9 protein-coding genes are annotated in these 19,147 nt (G+C 68.4%); 3 read left to right on the forward strand and 6 right to left on the reverse strand.

The features are described 5' to 3' along the window. The first annotated feature begins 19 nt into the window (after nucleotides 1-19). Nucleotides 20-8,530 carry a type VI secretion system tip protein TssI/VgrG gene (gene tssI / locus CEK29_RS19000; RefSeq protein WP_094858995.1) on the forward strand — a complete coding sequence of 2,837 codons (8,511 nt, stop codon included), beginning with the start codon at nucleotides 20-22 and terminating at the stop codon, nucleotides 8,528-8,530. 15 nt (nucleotides 8,531-8,545) lie between these two features. Next, on the forward strand, nucleotides 8,546-9,034 hold the full coding sequence (locus CEK29_RS19005) for a hypothetical protein (RefSeq protein ID WP_094801464.1): 489 nt from the start codon (nucleotides 8,546-8,548) through the stop codon (nucleotides 9,032-9,034). Between the two features lie 100 nt (nucleotides 9,035-9,134). Here the strand turns inward: CEK29_RS19005 and CEK29_RS19010 are convergent, their stop codons facing one another. The 6 genes from CEK29_RS19010 to CEK29_RS23960 all read right to left on the reverse strand — a co-directional run bounded on the left by CEK29_RS19010 (nucleotide 9,135) and on the right by CEK29_RS23960 (nucleotide 18,049). Beyond that, complete coding sequence (locus CEK29_RS19010; RefSeq protein WP_094858996.1) at nucleotides 9,135-11,444, reverse strand: phospholipase effector Tle1 domain-containing protein; 2,310 nt, start codon at nucleotides 11,442-11,444, stop codon at nucleotides 9,135-9,137. Continuing rightward, entirely contained in the window at nucleotides 11,437-12,255 is an 819-nt protein-coding gene (locus CEK29_RS19015; RefSeq protein ID WP_255176205.1) for a DUF3304 domain-containing protein, read from the reverse strand. The genes CEK29_RS19010 and CEK29_RS19015 overlap by 8 nt, the downstream gene beginning before the upstream one ends. 33 nt (nucleotides 12,256-12,288) lie before the next feature. Beyond that, nucleotides 12,289-13,068 (reverse strand): DUF3304 domain-containing protein, encoded by a 780-nt coding sequence (locus tag CEK29_RS19020; RefSeq protein WP_094858998.1) that lies wholly within the window; start codon nucleotides 13,066-13,068, stop codon nucleotides 12,289-12,291. A gap of 71 nt (nucleotides 13,069-13,139) precedes the next feature. Continuing rightward, entirely contained in the window at nucleotides 13,140-14,135 is a 996-nt protein-coding gene (locus CEK29_RS19025; RefSeq protein WP_094858999.1) for a DUF4123 domain-containing protein, read from the reverse strand. Between the two features lie 11 nt (nucleotides 14,136-14,146). Beyond that, nucleotides 14,147-17,002: a type VI secretion system Vgr family protein gene (locus CEK29_RS19030; protein WP_094859000.1), complete on the reverse strand. Its 2,856-nt coding sequence runs from the start codon at nucleotides 17,000-17,002 to the stop codon at nucleotides 14,147-14,149. A 48-nt stretch (nucleotides 17,003-17,050) separates the two neighbouring features. After that, the gene (locus CEK29_RS23960; RefSeq protein ID WP_094859001.1) at nucleotides 17,051-18,049 is read right to left on the reverse strand and encodes a hypothetical protein; all 999 of its coding nucleotides are present in this window, start codon (nucleotides 18,047-18,049) and stop codon (nucleotides 17,051-17,053) included. A gap of 237 nt (nucleotides 18,050-18,286) precedes the next feature. Here CEK29_RS23960 and CEK29_RS19040 point away from each other — a divergent pair, with 237 nt between their 5' ends. Further along, the gene (locus tag CEK29_RS19040; protein WP_094801450.1) at nucleotides 18,287-19,138 is read left to right on the forward strand and encodes a M15 family metallopeptidase; all 852 of its coding nucleotides are present in this window, start codon (nucleotides 18,287-18,289) and stop codon (nucleotides 19,136-19,138) included. Nucleotides 19,139-19,147: the final 9 nt, after the last annotated feature.

The raw sequence follows: 19,147 nt of genomic DNA on the forward strand, positions 1-19,147 counted from the left end.
CCGAACATCGTCCCGCACCATGAACGCCCTGCCCTCGAACGCCCCGGCCTATTCCTCGCTCAACATCGCCACGCTGTCGCAACAGGCGCGGCTCCTGCGGGTGAGCACGCCGCTGGACGCCGAGCTGGTGCCGGAGCACATGACACTGCGCGAGGGAGTCTCGACTCTGTTCGCCCTGACGCTGGACTGCCTGGCCGGCAGCGCCGAGCTCGACGTGGCAGCGCTGCTGGGCAAGGAAATCTCCGTCAGCCTGCTGCAGGCCGACGGCGCGCTGCGGCGCTGGCACGCGGTGGTGGAAGGCGTGGATGCGCTCGGCGCCGACGGCGGCCTGGCACGCTACCGCCTGCATGCCGCGCCCTGGCTGGCCGCGCTCGGCATGCGCCGCGACAGTTTCATTTATCAGGACCTCACGGTGCAGGACATCGTGAGCGAAGTGCTGGCCGACTATCCCCTCGCGTCGTTCTCGTTCAACCTGAGCGAGACGCTCAAGCCGCGCGCGGTGTGCACGCAGTACCGCGAATCGGATCTGGCGTTCGTCACGCGCATCCTGGCCGAGGCGGGCCTGAGCTGGCGCTTCGACCACCAGCAGGATGACGGCGCGGCCTCCGGCGGTGCCCGCCATCGCCTGGTGATCTTCGACGCGGGCGCGGCACGGCCCGACCTGCAGCCCGCCACGTTGCGCTTTCATCGCAGCGATGCCACCGAAACCGAAGACAGCATCACGCACTTCGGTTCGCGCCAGACGGTGCGCGCCAACTCGGTGGCCCGCGCCGCCTGGAACGAACGCACGCTCACGGCACACGCGGCACACGCCAGCTCGCAAACGCAGGTGGAGTCGCTGCCCGATCTGGAAGACTACGATTACGCCGGCCATGGCCGCTATCCGGACGACGAGGCCGCGGAGCAAGGCGCCACGCGCGCGCTGCGTGCCCTCGAGGCCACCTTCGTGCGCTTCGAGGGCGCCGGCACCGCGCGCGCTCTCGCGCCCGGTCATGTGTTCGCCTTGAGCCAGCACGAGCGCTACGCCCAGGGCGGCGGCGGCGCCGGCATCGACGAGCTCGGCGGCAACCGCTACGCGCTGCTCGACGTGGTGCACGAGGCCACCAACAATCTCGGCGCGCAAGCCGCCCAGGTGCTCGACACGCCCGACATGGAGCGCGGCACCTACCGCAACCGCTTCACCGCGCTGCCCGAGGCGGCCGCGTTCATGCCGGCCTGGATGCCGCGCCCCACGGCGCCCGAGGGCCTGGCCGCCGTGGTCGTGAGCGCGAGCGACGCGCCCATCACCACCGACCGCGACCTGCGCGTCAAGGTGCAGTTCCCGTGGCAACGCGGCGAGCGCCCGCTGCAGGGCGGCCTGCCCCATCGCGCCCACGGCGACAGCGAGGGCAATGCCACGGGCGACGAGCGCTCGGGCACCTGGCTGCGCGTGGCCGGTGCGCAGGCCGGCCCCAACTGGGGCGCCAATCATCTGCCGCGCAGCGGCACCGAGGTGGTCGTCGAGTTCATCGATGGCGACATCGACCAGCCGGTGGTGGCCGGCCAGCTTTACAACGACGCGGACCTGCCGCCCTGGACCGCCGGCGAGAACGCCGACAGCAATCACGCCGGCGTATTGAGCGGCTGGCACAGCCAGGGGCTGGACGGCGACGGACGCAACCAGTGGCTGTTCGACGATACGCAGGGCAAGCTGCGCACGCGCCTGGCCAGCTCCACGGCGGCCAGTCAGCTGGGGCTGGGCTATCTGATCGAACAGGGACTCGACGACGCCAGCCGCGGCGCATGGCGCGGCAACGGCTTCGAATTGCGCTCGGACGCCTGGACCGTGGTGCGCTCGGGCCAGGGCATGCTGATCTCCGCGACGGCCCGCGCACAGGCGGCCTCGACGCAGGCCGACGCGCGCGAAGCGCTGCTGCTGCTGCGCGGCGCGCAGGATGCCTCGCGCCGTCTGAACGACAGTGCCACGCAGCACAAGGCACGCACCCTCGAAGCCGCGGCCGGTTACGAAGACCTGCTCAAGGCGCTGGACCCCGAGCAGGAGGGCCGCTACGACGCCAGCGTGAATGGCCAGCAGGCCGGCAAGGCGGCCAATGGCCAGCGCACCGACGACAGCGCCGTGGAGCGCATCGGTGGGCCGCACCTGCTGGTGGACGCCCCCAACTCGCTCAACCTCGCCACGCCGGCCAGCGCCGTGCTGCACGCGGGCGAGCATCTGCACGCCACGGCGCAATCCGATGCGCACATCGCGGCCAACAAAACCTATTCGGCGGTGGCCGCGGTGTCGGCCAGCCTCTTCGCCCAGTCGGGCCCGCTGCGCGCGATCTCCGCGCAGGCGCCGGTGTCGCTGCACGCGCATACCGACATTCTCGAAGCGCTGGCCGGACAGGACATCACCGTGACCTCGTCCGTCGAGGGCATCGAGATCCTCGGCCAGCAGCGCGTAACGTTGCAGGCCGCGGGCGGCGCCGTCGTGCTCGATGGCGCGGACATCATCTTCAAGGGTCCGGGCCTGTTCTCGGTGAAGGGCGCCACGCACAACTTCGTGGGCCCGGCGAGCGACAACGCGGCACTGCCGATGCTGCCGAGCACCAACGTCGATGACCCGCTGATCGTCAACGCGGAACTGGTGCACAAGGACGGCAAGATGGCCGCCATGGCCAAGCGTGCCGCGACCGCGCTGGCCGCGGGCCCGGGCGGCGGCGCCGCCGCCAGCGGCATGGCCGACACCCTGGGTGGCATCGGCGATGCCGCCAAGAGTGCGGCGGGCCAGTTGTCGCAGCTGGCCGGCAAAGCCAACCAGCTTGCCGCGCTCGCCAAGGATCCGATGAGCGCGCTGTCGTCCGCGCCCAGCCTGCTGGGCGGCATGAGTCCCGCGGCGGGCGGCTTGATGGACAAGGCCAAGGGCGCCATGAGCATGGCCAAGAACGCGATGGGCATGGCGCAACAGGCGCAGGCCATGATCGCCAACCCAATGTCCGCGTTGCCTACCGCAACCAAAGTGCTGGGCTCGGTCGCGCCCGGCGCCGGGGCGATGGTGGGCAAGGCCACCGCGCTGGCCGGCACGGCGCAGCAGGCGGCGGCCCTCATCAAGAATCCGATCGCGGCCCTGCCGGCGGCCACCGACATGCTCGGCAAGGCACTCCCCGACAGCGCGGCGCCGATGGTGGGCAAGCTCAGCAGCGGCATGACCGCGGGCGCCAACGCCGTCATGGGCGGCGGCCTGGGCAACACCGCAACTCCCGGCGCGACGCCCGGCTTCGCGCCCACCGCGGGCGGCGGGCTGTTCGGCGGATCCTCGGGTGGCGCGGGCGCCGTGGCAGGCGGAAGCACCGCCGCCACGAGCGGCGCTGCTACTGCGGGCGCGGGCACTGCTTCTGCCGGTGCGGGCGCTGCTACTGCCGGTGCGGGCGCTGCTTCTGCCGGTGCTGGCGCTGCTACTGGCGGTGCGGGCGCTGCTTCTGCCGGTGCGGGCGCTGCTTCTGCTGATGCGGGCGCTGCTTCTGCTGATGCGGGCGCTGCTTCTGCGGGTGCCGGCACTGCTTCTGCCGGTGCAGGCGCTGCTACTACTGATGCGGGCGCTGCTACTGCTGATGCGGGCGCTGCTACTGCTGATGCGGGCGCTGCTACTGCTGATGCGGGCGCTGCTTCTGCCGGCGCGGGCGCTGCCTCTGCCGGTGCGGGCGCTGCTTCTGCGGGTGCCGGCGCTGCTGTCGCACCGGGCGGCTCGGACGTCGCCGCGAGTGGTGGTGCGCCTGCGGCAACTGCCGCGCCTGCAGCCACCCCGGCCTCCGCCAGCGCCGCCTCGGCCCAGGCGCCAGCTTCGACGACGACGGGCGCGGCCGCTGATGCCACGTCGGCCTCGGGCGCGACGCCGGCGTCGTCCGCCAACACGATCAACACCGCTGGCGCCGCGCCTTCCTCCGCGCCGGCAGGCGCCGCGGGCGGCACGATGGCGCCGAGCGGCGTTGCCGCCTCCGGTACGGCGGCGGCATCGCCGGAAGGCATGGCGTCCGCATCCAACGCGAACACGATGCAGGCATCGGCGGCGGCACCGGCAGGCGTCGCGACGCCCGGCGTATCGACGCCCGGCGTAGCGACGCCCGGCGTGGGTGCCGCGGCAGCCAGCACCGGCCTTGGTGCCGCGGGTGCCGGGGCGCTCGCCTCGGGCTCGCCCGTGGCCGCCGTGCCTGGCATCGGCGCGGGCATGCAGGCCAACGTGCCCGGCGCGCCGCCGCTGGCCAGTGCCACTGGCGGCATGCCCGGCCTGGACACGTCGATCCCTCAGACCTCCGGCATCGGCATCGCCGCCACACCCGCCTTTGCGGGAAGCGGTGTCGCGCTGCCGACGCAAGCACCGGCCGCGGCCGACATCACGGCCTCGGCATTCGCATCGGGCGAGGGCCTGGCCGCGTTGGGGCAGCATGCCGCCGTCACCGGCGCGGCGGACCTCTCCGGGACGACCTTCGCCGCGACCACCGCGCAGGCTTCGGTCTCCGTGCCCATCGACGCCGCCGGTCACGCAGCCGCGTCCTCATCGATGGCTGCACTGGACCCGTCGGCCGCGTTCGCTCCGGACAGCGGCCCGTTCCATGCCGCCCCTGCGAGCGCAGCTGCGGCCCTCGACTCCACGAGCGGCGCCGCGCAGGCGACCGCGGCACTCGGCGCCATCGCGCATGTGGCCCAGCGCACGGTGAACGCCGGGTCACGCGCCGGGTCGCGGACCCTCGACGCTGATAACGGCGCCGACACCGCCGCGCGGCATCCCGTCCATCCCGCCTGGGGCTCGGCCACCGACGCCAAGCTTCACGACGGCACGACGACCGCCCTGCCGAAGGCCTCCGATGCAGCGGCCCCCGATACGACGCCTCCCGATGCGACGCACACCATCGCCCGCAGCGCGAGCGCCGCCCTTTATGCCGGCGCCCTCGCCGCCTCCGCGCAGAACAGCGCGCGCGCCGCGGCGCCGCGCATTCTCGATACGCTCGCGGCATCGGCCATGACCGGCGATACGACACGCGCCTCCGACCACGCGCCCGCGCGCAACACCGAGCTTGAAGCCGGCCACGGCGCGCCGCCGCGAGACCTGCACACGACGCCCGCCGCGGGCGACGCGCGGTCTGCCACCCGGCCGCTCAACGCAGAAGCCGAAGCCACCCCCTACGCCCGACGGGCCGACACCACCTCGCCCGCACATAACGACGCCGCCAAGGACTCGCAGACGCGTGACCATCGCGAGACCCTCGATACCGCCGCGCAGCTGGCGGCGCTGGCTGCCGGCGCGGGCGCCGTCCTGCATGCCGCGAGCGCCGCGGCCAGCGATGCCTCGCAAAGCGCGGAGCAGGCCGCGCGCGCCCGCGACGCGCTGAACGGCGCCGGCGAGGCACTGGATCGCACCGGCACGGCGAGCGCAGGCCTGGACAACGCGTCGTCGCACGCCTCGACCTCGGCCGATGCCGCTGCGACCGCGCAGGCCGCGAGCCAGGCGGCCTCCGCAGCCGGTCCCGCGGTGAATCCTGCGAACGCCACCGAACTGCTGCGAGCAGACACGTCCTCCCCCGCCGGCCTGGAAGGCGCGGCAGGCGGCACCTGGTCGGAAGGCATCGGCGCGACGGCAAACTCGCCCGCGACATCCCTTCCAGAAGGCGGTGACATCGCAACGGGTGGGCTCGATGTCGCATCGTCCTCGGTCGGAACGCCCCCGCTCACTTCGCCCGGCGTTCTGTCGGGCTCGAATTCGACGCTGCCCCAGGGCGGCGCACTGCCTGGCGTCGATACCGCTGGCATCGACCCGTCAGGCAGCACGATCCCCGGCGGCGTCGGCGAAGCGGCCGGCGGCATCGGCGGCGTGATCGGCGCCGGCACCGCGACCGCGGCAGGCTCGAGCGCGGGCACGACGGCGGCAGGAGGCGCGGCCGGCGCTGCTGCCACCGGCGCCACCTCCGGCGCGGGCGTGGCTGCCGGCGCAGGCACGGTTGCAGGCAGCGCCGGTAGCGCGGCTGCTGGCGCCCCAACCACCACCACGGCAGGCGCGGCGACAGGCGCCGCCGGCGCACCGGCGGCTGCCGGGTCCGCGCCGGCTTCCACCACGGCCAACGGCGCAAACGACGGCGCGGCCGCATCCCGCAGCGCCGACGCCGCGCGCGACACATCGGCCTCGAGCACCGGCAATGCGTCGGCACCGAACGCGGGCGCTTCGGCGGACGCCTCCGCAGGTGCGCCCTCGGGTGCGAACGGAGCGGCGGCAGGCGCGCCCGCGCAGGCGGGTACTGCGCAGTCGGGTACCGCGCACGCGGGCACGGCACCGGCAGGCACTGCGCCGACAGACACCGCATCGGCGGGCACTGCGCCGCCCGCCGCCGCATCCACCAGCACCGCCTCCACCAACCCCTCGTCCACCAGCAGCGCGCCATCCGGCGCCGCGACACCGGCGACCGCCACCACGGGCCTCGGCAACGGCGGCACGCCGCCCATTGCCCCGGGTGCCACGACCGCACCGGGTTCTCCCGACACCGTGCTGGGCGGCGAAACCGCGCGCGCGGCGGGCGTTGCCGGCAGCACGCCGGCCACCAGCGCCACCGATCTATCCGCCGTCACCGCGGCCAGCAGTGCGGGCGCGGCAGCGGGCGCGTCCGGTGGCGGCGGCCTCGCCGCCATCGCATCGCACGCGAGCACGGCATCGAATGTGCTGGGCGGCGTGTCCACCCTGGCCACCACCGGCATCAGTGCCAGCGTGGCGGCCGCGATTCCGCCGGTGATGAACCAGGCGCTGGCCGCCGTCGGCAACCAGGCCGGCGCACTCGGCAATGCGGTGAACACGCTGTTCTCGCTGCCCGATGTCAACCAGAACAACATCCCCGCCGTAGCGGGCGCCATCCTGGGCATGTCCGGCCTGTCGAGCGCGTCCGTGCCCAAGGTGCTGACGGCGATTCTGAACTCGCCCACCATCAGTACCGAAGTGCTGCCTCGGGTGGCCGATGTGTTGATGAAAATCCCCGGCGTGGCCGACTCGCCGCTGCCGCAGATCACGCGCGACGTGCTCGGCACGCTGGGCATCGGCACCAGCGCGCGCGTCCCCGGCGAAGGTGGCACGGGCGACGCCACGCGCAGCGGCGCGGGCGGCGTGCCCAGCGTATCGACCTACCAGGGCCGCATGTCGGGCGCAAAGCTGCAGTACGTGAACCTCGAAGAGGTCGACGACAAATGGAACGACGGCGTCGCGCTCACGACCACCGAGCGCCAATCGCGCAAGCCGCGCATCCACGTCGAGTTCAATCGCCCCGGCGCGCACCGCTTCACGATCACCGTCAAACCCGATCCCGGCAACATCGCCTATACCGGCCGCGAACGCGGCCGCCGGCCGAGCTACCAGGACCCGCATACCAATCCCCGGCCCTACACCACGAAGGCCGACGGCACGTTCATCGTGGACGATATCGAGTTGCCGGCTGCCGGCCGCAACGTCTATCTGTTCGAGGTGCGCGACGAACGCGGGCAGCTCATCAAGACCGAGCGCGTCGAGACGGCGCGCCGGCTCTACGTGCAGGAGATCATGTGCCTGAGCCGCAACCCGGCGCCGCACCTGCATGACGTCACGCCGGTCACCGCGGAGTTCGCCATCCATGGCGTCGACATGGTCCAGCTGGCGCGCCGCTCGTTCCGGGGCCGCAGCTCCGTGGACGCCGCGGATTCGGTGGAAGGGCAGCAGGCCATCATGCGGCAGATCAACACCGTGTACAGCGCCTCCGAAGGGCGGGAGCGCGAGCCCTACACGCTGGTGGTCTGCCACGTCGATCGGCTCGCCGTGCCGGGCCTGAGCGGCGACATGCGCATGCCGGTGCCCGCCGGCCCGGGCGGACGCAACATGGACGTGCCGGTGCTCAACGACGACCGTACCTGGGCACGCCTGTGGCTCGACTACGAAGAGGGCGAAGACTGGCTGATCCATGCGCGCTACATCTATACGGATGCATCGGGCGTGGAGCGGACCGTCAACATCCCGCGCGAACTCATGACCCCGATCCGCGATACGGTGCCGGGCGACTGCTCCGCCGTGAAGGTCGACCTCACGCGCCTCTTCCCCACGCCGGTGCGCGGCACGCTGAACATCCAGTTCCGCGTCGTCGCCGCCAGCTATGCCGGCCTCGCGCTCAACGACACCAACCTGCTGTTCGTGAGCACGCTCGACGGCTTCGAGCCCAATACACAAGCCTACCTCACCGAAACGCTGGCCCACGAAATGGGTCACTTGCTCGGCATGGTGCCCAGCGGTCCGACCTGGCCGGGCCTTGCCAACGAAGATCCCACGGCCGACATGTCGAAGCTGGATCCGCCGCCGCACTTCTATTACAAGCACGGCGGCCACTGCTATTACGGCCTGCCCAACCGCAACGGCGAGTACAGCTCGGAGATCGGCCAGTGCGTGATGTACGGCATCACCTGCGCCAACATCCACTTCTGCCCCGGCTGCGCCAAAGCCATGCGCAAGGTGGATTGCTCCGAAGGCTGGCCTTCTTTCACGACACTTCTCTGATAGCTGGATCGCGCGATGAACGCTGACTGGATCGAACCCGCCGACTTTGCCTCGGTACCGCTGCATTCCACGGCCGAGCACGTCTGCATGCCGCCCCTGCAGGGCTATGACGCGCAGTTGCGCATTGCCGCGCCCGCCAAGGTGCGGATCCGCGCCGACCATCCGCTCGCCATCCCCGTCTGCGCCCGCGGCATCCTGCCGGCCGTCGAAGACCCGCAGAAGCCCGGCTTCGTCGCCAAGGATGTGCAAAGCGGCAAGGTCTATCGCGGCATTGCGTTCGACTACTCGCGCCCGCCGCTCGACAACGTCGAGGTCGACCCCTCGGAGCCGCGCCCCTTCAAGAAGGTCCCGCTTCCGCCCGGCCTGACCGTCGAGACGCGTTTCTCTACCGACATGGTGCGCACGCTCAACCTGCCCACGCGTCCGGCCAATTACGAGGTCTACATCGAGGTGGACGGGATCCGTTCGAATCAGGTGAACATCGAGGTCGAAGAAGCGAAGTAGGAATCGTCCCACGCACTCCGCAATGCAAAGCGCCTGGTTTTCACCAGGCGCTTTTCGTTTGCGAGACGCAGAGGAGGGAACGGCGGCTAGCGCGTGCCCATCAGGGCGCGCTCGCCATCGGGCGTGGTTGCGTCAACTGTTCCTGGCGCTTCATGAGATCGTCGACACGCTGCGCATCCTGCATATCCTGCCCCCGCTGCTGCATCTCCTTCTTGAAATCCGTCTTGCCGAAGATGTCCTTGTCGCGCAGGCGGAAATACAACGTCGTGCTGGCCAACAAGTGATCGGGCCAACTGCTGAGCATGGCGTCGTGTACGAGCCAATCGAACAGTGTCATGACCTTGGGCGGCAGCGGATTGGCACCCGTAGCGGCCTCGCGCCAAACATTGAGCAACTTGTGTTGCAGCTTTCGCTCGGCCAACATTTCGGAGAACGGATCGCTCTGAGGCGCGGGGCGATCCTCGACCGGAATATGGGCATTGCGCGCATCCTCTCTACGCTGCATCTCCGCTTGACCCTGAAGGATGCGCTCCACCGCCTCAGGCCGATTCTGGATCATCCATTCTTTGTGCGTCTCGATGCCTTGCACGAATTTCTCGGATTTTTCGAGCGTTTCAATTTCTTCTTCGAGCCGCTGCCAAAGCGGCTTGAACCGCTGCGGCGGCGCCTCGCCCCGGCTCATCACCGCCCGATCCCAACGCTCCTCGTGCAGCGCCTGCAACTCCCTGATTTTCTGCAGTTGGGCAGGCCGCGCCGGATCATCGTCATCCATCATGGTGATGTCCCGCACGGCCTCGTCCAGCTCCTGCTTTACCGTATGGTGGTCGCGATCCTTGATCCATTCCTCCGCGGCATCGCCCAACTCCGTCTTGAAAACGGGATCTTGATACCGCACCGCGAGCCAGCGTAGAAAGACCTCCATGTGCGGCATCAGGTCAGCACCCGGTTTGTACGGCACGACCTCCCGATAGGCTTCGACAAGCTCCTGGATTTGGAAGCTCTCGCCGTCCGCCTGCATCGGCGCGCCCAACATAAACTGCAAAAAGACTGACTCGCGCTTGGCCTTCAGACCTTCGACGCTGTAGAAAGCAGCACCATTGCTCAATGCCTGGTTCAGCATATCGCGCAGCGCCACGCGCGACAGCTCTCCGCGAATACCCAGCGCCCCCTCCGGGCTGACGCCTGTCACATCGCCGCTCGATCCTGGATACAGGTATTGCTCACCCCGTGTCTTCTCGAGGCTGTCCATACGCTGATTTCGCCGCAACTCGTGAGCGGCCGCGAAATGAACGCAGCGTTCCACTGCGGCCGGAATAGTTAGCGTGCGGTCCTTGTGAGTTTGCTTGAGCAAATCGGTGAATGGCAAGAAACCGAGGAAAGTGTTCTCGTCCATGATGGACGCAACAGAATCGAACAGCCCCATGAATCGAATGGCAATCGGCGTATTTGGCCGATTGATGGTCGGATCGCCCACGACGGCGAGATCGACTTCGCTGCGTCCCTTGAACTTCTTCACGAGATCGTTCACAAACTGCTTGGCAACGACACCCCCGCGATCGCCGCCAAACACGGTAACTTCGATCCGGACAACGTGACCTTCTGCATTCACGGCCTCATAGGCAGCCCTGAATTGCCGGATTGCCGCGTCCACGCGGACATCTACACCGGTGCCCATCAGATAGGCGATGGTCTCGTTGTCGCGGATGACCGGGACCCCCTCCATTATCGTGGCCTTCGCGGTCTCTTTCACACCTGTCCAAGCCACCTTGAGAGGGTTCTTCTTGAAACTCGACCACGCGCCCCGCAAAACACCGCGAACCCGGTTGCTCAGCCGCTCGCCGTCCATCACGTTCCAGATGCGCACGGCCTTTTGAGGCAGCGTCTTCACATCTTTCACGACGTCCTTATATGCTTTTACAAGCGGCTGGTAGGAGCCTTCCTTCACGGCCTTTTGCGTTGCGCTGCGCAAGCGCTTCATCAGGTCATGCTCCGGCACTTCATCGAGCCGCATTACATCTTTTCCGGCCCCAATCGCGCGCTTCCCTGCCTCGCTGGCGAGCTTAGCGCCAGCCGTGGTGGCCGCGTAGATGAGATCGTCGTTCTTGGCGTCCTCGTTGAGCTCGGTGCCCAGACCCGAGTAATAAAAGCGGAACCAGTGCTGATGCTTCGGCCTGTCGAAATCGTCTTCGGCAAAGTGCGCCTCCCAAAGACGGCTGATATTGGAGAAAAACGTCGGATGCGGGCGGTCGACATCCCGATGCCTGCCGAAGCCATCGAAGAAAAAACCCATGCGGATAACGGCGCCGCACTCGCGGCAATCGTCCTTGGGATACGCAGCCTCATTTTGCGCCATGGCCTTCAAAACAGAAGCAGGCGTACGGTCCGCAGCACCAGCGCTCTGATCAGCCATTCTTCTCTCCCGGTGGCAACCCAGTTCTCTTTAACTCCGTCAGCCGCTCCGCGGACAGGGTCTCCATGGCACTTGCGAACTCTCCTGGCTGCCTATCCTTCTTGTTAAGAACCGCTGCGATCGCCGGGTCTTTGTCGAAGTCCGAGGCTACCGTGAAGTACATCTTCATGTACTGACGCATGTCTTCCCCGTCCTCGATCCGGTATTTACCCCAGGAGGTTTTAGTGACACGCGCGATGACACGGGTCAGCTCAACCCCATCGCGGAAATCCTGCAGCGCAGGCCGATGCTCGCGCCACAGCCAACGCGCAGTGTCCACAATCGGAAGTCGGCCATTCATCAGCTTCCGGCTCAACGCGATCTCAACGTGTTCATCGGGATAGACGTGCATTTCAAGATACAGCGGCCCATCTCCCTCTGGCGGCACCGTGGCTGGAAAGCTGACATCCCTTTTCCTGACAAAGAAGTGCTTATCAACATCTTTGTCATACAGGTGATTACGCAACACCTCGGAATCCACCGCACGCCACTCTGCTTTCAAATCCGTACCGCGGAGCGTGTAGCAGCAGCTCACCGAGCCACCTCCCGCGCCGACGCTCACCTGGCTCGTCGCCGCACGCCCCCCGTCACTATCGGAAAGCCTCACCCAGTCGATGTCATACTGTGTGTAGTTGTAGGCGATAAAGCTAACACCGCGATAAACGGGTTCGCTCTCGCATCCTGCCAGCAGCCCGAAAGACATCAGGACCGCCATCAATACTCTGCGCATACTCGCTCCAAATGAGATCGCGTTGTCGCGATCGCGGCGCATTGCCATCCTCCGCTGCACCGTGTTCTCTTAACACTAGACATTCTTGTCTCCCGGTGGCGTGCCCGATGCCTTCAACTCAGCGATGCGCTGCGCCGACAGCGCCTCGACCGCCCGGGCGAACTCGCCGGGCTTTCTATCGGACTTTTCCAGCACCGCCTTGATGCCGGGGTCTTTGTCGAAATCGGAAGCCACGGTGAAGTACAGACGCATGTACTGCTGCATGTCGCCCTGCTCCTCGATGCGATACTTGCCCCATGAAGTTTTCGTCACCCGCCCCATCACGCGCAGCAGCTCGTACACGTCCCGATACTGTGACAGCGCGTCTCGGTGATTGGCCCACAGCCAGCGCGTCGCCTCGACGATGTCGATTCGAGTCTGCCCTAACAGCTTGCGCGTAAGCGCAAGCTCGACATGCTCGTCCGGGTAGATATGCATCTCCAGGTACAACGGCCCGTCGCCGGTTGGCACCTCCGAGGGCGGAAACGAGACGGACTTCTCGCGAGCAAAGAAGAACCGCTCGGTATTTCCCTTGTCCAGATTGGCGTGAAGTACCTCGCCGTCCACGGCGCGCCATTGTGCGTTGAACTCGGTCCCTTGCAGGGTGTAGCAGCACGATACCGATCCCTCACCGCCACCTACGCTGACCTGCATGGTGACGGCGCGCTGACCCGATGCGTCAGTCAAGGAGACACTGTCCAGGTCATATTGCGTGTAGTTGTAGGCAATGAACCCCACACCCTTGTAAACCGGCTCGCCGTTGCAGCCCGCCAGCAGAGCGATCCACATCAAGCCGGCCATGCGAACCATGCGCATGACTCGTTCCGGATGCGATCGATAAGCGATATGGTGTGGAGCTCGGCGCGCGGCGTACATCCCTGGCGCCCTCAATTGACGCTCAAACGCGGGGCGCGCTCCGCCTCGTCGCGCCCGGCGTCCGTCCGCGGCAACGTGTCCCACACCGAGTCGGGCACATGCGCCAGCGCGGCCGACAGGCCGCCTTCGAGGCCGGGGCGGTAGCTCCGCAGCCCGGCCTGGATCAGCGGGTGCTCGTCGAACACCGGCGAGATCGACACGCCGCAGGCCACATAATCGAACGTATCCTGATCGCCGCGCACGCCATACGCACGGGCCCGCTCCAGTTGCGTCTGGACCCGCGGAACCAGTGCATCCTGGTCGGGGTTGCCGGGCAGCAGACCCGGATACAGCCGCCGCAACTGCACGGCGAGCTTGTCCGGATAATCCAGATCGAAAAACAGCTGATGCTGCTCCGGCGTCAGACGCTGGATTTCCTCGTGCGCGGCAGGCCTGCGCGCGCCGCCTGGCAGGCGCGCCACCGTGCCATCGCGCAGGGGATATTGCAACGCGATCATGGGCGCCAGAAAATCCCCGCGCTGCGACGCGTCCCACACCTGCAGCGCGCGGTGCAGGATGCGGCTGTCGTACCAGTGGAGGAAAAATTCCTGGCCATCGGGCAGTGCGTAATCGCAGAAGTGCCCGAAGTGGCCGATCAGCGCCTCCAGCGGCGAGGTCGACACGAAGCCCGTCATCGCATAACGGCCGCCCGCGCGCTCGTGCAGCGCTTCCAGCACCCGCACCAGCACCGTACTGAAGTCGTCATAGCGGGGGCCGCGAAGCACGCCCTGCGAGGCGCCATCCACCTCGATCAGCATGGGCGCCACGTCGCCGTAGATATCCAGCCCCGTCCGGGCCCAGACCGAGCCGAAGCTCAGGTCCTCGGCGCGGGACAGTTGGGCGAGCAGATCCGGATGGCCACGAAAATCCACCACCACGAAGGCGCGGGCCGCCTCGCCATATGGGCCGCGATGATGCGGCAGCTGGTCGAACAGTTCGATAAGCCCGGCCTGCCAGGATGCTGTCATGGCGCGCCCCCTCAAGCCTTGTCGGTGATCGACTGCACCGACTCCTGGGCGTCGAGCACGCAGGTCTTGCAGACGGTGAATTGCGGAAACGGATACGGCATCTGCGTGGGCCCGGCGAACTGCTTGTTGCCGGTCTTCACGTCGATGCGGCCCGGCGCGGTGACCGTGATGTTGCCGCCCTCGATCACGATGCTCGCACCTGCCGCGTTGGCGATGCGGATGCGCGTGGGCGAGGCGTATTCGATACCGGCGTTGGCGCTGACCATGCGCAGATCCTGCTGCGCCTGCACCGTGAGAATGTCATGTTGCGAGATCACGTCGACCTCGCCGCTGCCCGCGATCAGATCCAGGCCCGACTCAGCGCCGCCCTTCTGCACGCCGGCCACCACGCCCAGCGCCTGGCCGGTATGCATGCGCAGCGATCCGACCACGGCCAGGTTCTGGTCCTTGCCGGCCGACCAGTGCACGAGCTCGCCCGCATTGACCTGCAGATTGCGTCCGGCCGCCTGCGTGAGACCGGCACGGCCCGCCATCAGCACCAGGGGATCCGTGAAGTGCGGCACCTTGCCTTCGGCGGCCTCGGTGTGTTTGACCGACGCGTCTTCGCGGGCGCCGCCGAGCGCCTCGCCCGACACGGTGCCCTTGATTGCATGTTCCATGGCGGCCAACGGCGCGCGCTCGCTGTCGAGGCGGCTCGCCCCTTCGGACGCGGTGCCGCGTGCGCTCGCCAGCCGCACGCCCTGGTGCGCCCCCACCACGCCGTCGAACGACGCGGCCATGATGCCGGCCTGGCCGGCCAGCGCGAGCTGCGCGGTGGCGTCGCCGGCCGGGTCGGCGCCCTGGGCGGCGTAGGTGGTCAGCAACACGCCATTGCCGCCGCGCACCGCGCCGTAGGCGTCGGTGCGCAACTCCGCGCCCACGCCGCGCACGTTGCCTCGGAAATTGCCGCTCTGGTGGATCAGGTGGCCCAGGTTCAGCTCGGTATCCGCCAGGCTCGATTTGATCTGCATGCGCAACTGGCTATCCGTGTCGTCGAAGACGATCTGGTTGTAGCCGTTGCCGCCGAATTCCTTGCTCTTGAAGCCGCTGAGCGCGGCCGCGTTGCGATGCTGGGCATCGCCACCGCCCGCGCCATGCCACGCCGGCGCGTTGCCGCTCGCGAGATTGGCCTGCGCGCTGGGCTTGCCATCGGCAGCCGCGGCGTAGACGTCATCTTCGGTCTGCGCGCCGCCCTTGCCGCCCGGCGTGGCCGGAATCCCGCCCTCGCCCCGGCCGTTGTAGAGTGCGCCGACAACGAGCGGCTGATCGACGTCTTCGTCGAGGAACCGCACCAGCACTTCCTGGCCGATGCGCGGCACGAAGCTCATGCCCATGCCGGCGCCGGCCTGCCGCTGCGCCACCCGGGCCCAGCGGCTCGTGGCGAGGCCTTCGCCCGCTGCCTGCCAATGAAAGCGCACGCGCACGTCGCCGCGCGCATTGCGATAGATCTCGCTGCCGTCGCTGGCCTCGATGCCGCCGTCGGCGCTGGTGACGATGGCGGTGTGCACCCCCACCGCCGACGCGCCGCCGCTCAGGCGCGCGCCCCGCGCGTCCGCCGGCGCGGCGCGCCACGGTCGATCGCAGCGCACGGCGCGAAAGCGATTCGCATAGCCCACCTCGTGCGCGCGCGTCAGCAGCGCGGGCTCGGGCCGTCCCGGCTCACCGGCGGCATCGGGCTGATCGTCGAACGGCTCATCGTCATCGAAATCGAGGAAATCGTCGAGCGCGCCCAGCCGCTGCGACAGAGCGGCGTCTTCGTTGCCGGGCAGGTTGTTGATGCCCACATGCTCGAGACGGTCGAGCGCGAACTTCGGTTCGAAGCCGGCTTCGCCCGCCGGGCCGAGCGGCGACATCTCCTGCAGCGTGAAACGCGTACCGGACCGGAACGTACGCACGTTGCCGCGCCCCAGAAACGTCTCCGCGCGGGCCTGCACGGCTTCCATCATCAGATTGGCCTGAAACTGCGCGTGGGCCTCGTTCACGAAACCGCCGTGGCCCAGCGGCTCGAACCATTCCAGGCCGGCGTCATTGCCCGAGGGCGTCGCGAGCGCTTCGCCGGTGACGGCATGCTTGCCGCTCTCGTGCCATCCGAGCACGGTCACGCGGTCCACGCCGCGCCGACGGCGCCGTGCGATGGCCTGCACCCCATCGCGGGTCTCGGTGGCATGCGCGCGCTGAAAGCGCACGCCCGCGCCCGCCGACTCGAGGTCTTCGGGTAGCGCGCGGCTGTCGGCGAAGATCAGCACGGCGTGCCGGGCCGGCGCTTCATCGTCTTCCACGGAGGTCCAGCCCAACCCCGCCTCGACGAACAGACGCGACAGGAACGCATAATCGGTTTCGCGGTACTGCGTGGTGTAGGGGCGCACCGGCAGATCCGCCAGATGCGCGCTGACATCGTCGGCCAGCTTGTAGGCGTAGCCCTCGTAGCTGTCGAGGACGTGGCGCACGATGTCCAGCACCGACTGATTTTCATAGATGCGGCTGTTGCGCCGCTGCGTGGCGAGCCAGAGCCAGGGCGCAAGCGTGACCCGATAACGCGCCATGCCGGCATTGCCGCCCAGCATCTCGGCCGCGCGCACCACCCCGCTGCGACCCACTTCGCTGCCATCGGCGCGTACCGCCCACAACGTGGCCGGCCGCGACACCATGTCGTCGAGATCGAGCGCGGCATCTTCGGCCAGCGCCACCACGCGCAGCTGCGACAGCGCGGACAGGCCCTCGCGCGCGACCCAGCCTTCCACGCGCAACGACGACAGCGCGCCCTCGCCCTCCAGCCGGTAAAGGCGGGACTCGGTGTTGGAACTGCCGGCGTTTGCGTTGACGGCCATAAAACAGAAACCTCGCGACGGACAGGGGAGAACGGGACGACGGGCGGATCAGGGCTCGATATTGGCCTGCGGCGTGGGGCATTCGGGCGCGGTGCCCCAATGGCCCGCGCATGTCCTCAGGCGGCATTGCTCGCCTTCGAGAAAACTCAGCTTGCGGCACTCGCTCAGGCGATCGGCCAACGGCGAGCCGGGCATCACCCGCATGAACATGCCGTCGGTCTTGTACACGCGCGTGCCGGGCGGCGAAGCCGGCGGCAGGCCGTAATCCATCAGGGCGGACAGCAGCGCGGCATCGCTATCGGCGGGCTTGCGCGACGGCGAGGCCTTGGCCGGCTTGGTCTGACGCGCGCCGTTATCGGCCTGCTTGCGTTGCTGCTCGGCGGCCTGACGCGTCGGCCCCGGCGCGACGGGCCGGGCGGCCACCGGGCCGGGCGTCGATGCGCCGGGCGTCGATGCGCCGGGCGTCGATGCGCCGGGCGTCGATGCGCCGGGCGTCGATGCGCCGGGCGTCGACACGCCGGGCGCCGCTGCGCCGGGCGTCGACACGCCGGGCGCCGATGCGCCGGGCGTCGATACGCCGGGCGCCGGAGCAGTCATCGCGAGCACCGACAGCGGATTCGTGGGCTCGCCGTCCGGCTCGCGATCGCCTCGTCCCAGATTCGGATCCGCGGCGGGCGGCGTCTCATCCACGATCGCCGCCGTCGCGGGCGCCGACGCGGCGTCGGCCGCCGGCGCCGCGGGCGCACGGGCGATCAGATCGGGATTGGTTGCGGGCGCAACTTGATTGGCGGCCGCGCCGCCCGGTGCCTGCGGGTCGGACGCAGGCGCTTGCGCCATGAGTGGCACGGCGCCGTCTTCGACCACCAGCCAGGTCGCCGCACCGGCGAACAGGGCCAACAGCAATGCCAGCACGACCCAGCGCACGGGGCGCGCGCGGCGCTTGTTCGGAAGATGCTTGGCTTCGGCATCGGGCGCACGGCCTTCTAGCGCGGCCAGGATGCGCGGGGCGCCCGCCTCGCCGCGAGAGGCCGAGGAAGGACTGAGCAAGCTTGGCGCGGAGGTCGTAGGGCGGGCTTTTTCTTTGTCTTCTGCCATGCGTAATCCCGTGTCAGCAGGAGGCGAGCAGCCCCCCTGTAACCAAGGCGACCGAGAATAACGCATACATATATCTCGAACATTGCGCCTTGTTACGATTTCTAAGGGTCAGACGCTGTTTGCAACCCCGGATGACTTGCCTCAGGCGCGAATAGAACAAAAGATTACGCCTTCACCTGAGGGACTGAATTGTTACTACTACTGCCCCTGTATTTTTTACTGGCGGTGGGCGTCTCCGCGCTGCTGTTTTTTCCGGGTCTGCGCCAGGGCGCGGTCCGGGGTCTGCGCGCGTGTGCACAAGGCATTTCCAGAGGGGCCGCGCGCGGTGCGACGCACGCGGGCGGGGCAGTGGGCGGTACCGCGGGTGCGTTGCGGCATGGCGCAAGACAGTCGGCAGGCTGGGTGGCGCGGCATCGGTGGCAAGTTGCAATCGGTCTTGCCGTGGTGCTGCTGCCGTCGATTTTCGCTTTCCTGATGCGACACAATCACACATTTTTTTACGATGCACGAACCACCGGTCCGGACCGTCGAATTCATGCCCTGCTCGAAGGCGAACGCCTCGTGCCGCCGCCTGCGCTGCCGCCCGAAGCGTTCACCACACGCGAGGTGGAATTGGTGCGGCCCAAGCTCGGTGGCGCCAGCCGCAACTGGGATCTGCTCGATGCCGATTTCCGTCAGCGTCTGCTGCTGGCCTACCAGATCATGCGCGATCAGCACGGTTACGAGATGGCGCTCATCGAGGGCTATCGCAGCCCCGAGCGTCAGGCCGAGCTCGCGGCGATGGGCTCGCACGTCACGAACGCCGGCGCGTTCCAGAGCTGGCACCAGTACGGGCTCGCGGCCGACAGCGCGTTCTATCGCGACGGCAAGCTCGTGATCTCGGAAAAGGATCCCTGGGCCATGCGCGGTTATGAGCTCTTCGGCGAAACCGCCGAGCTCGTCGGCCTGACCTGGGGCGGCCGCTGGAAGATGATGGACTTCGGTCACGTGGAGCTGCGCAAGCCCGGCGTCATGCGGCGCAACGGCGCTGCCGCGCAATGACGCAAGGCG

It is taken from the genome of Bordetella genomosp. 5 (assembly GCF_002261475.1).
In the GTDB taxonomy this organism is placed as follows: domain Bacteria; phylum Pseudomonadota; class Gammaproteobacteria; order Burkholderiales; family Burkholderiaceae_B; genus Bordetella.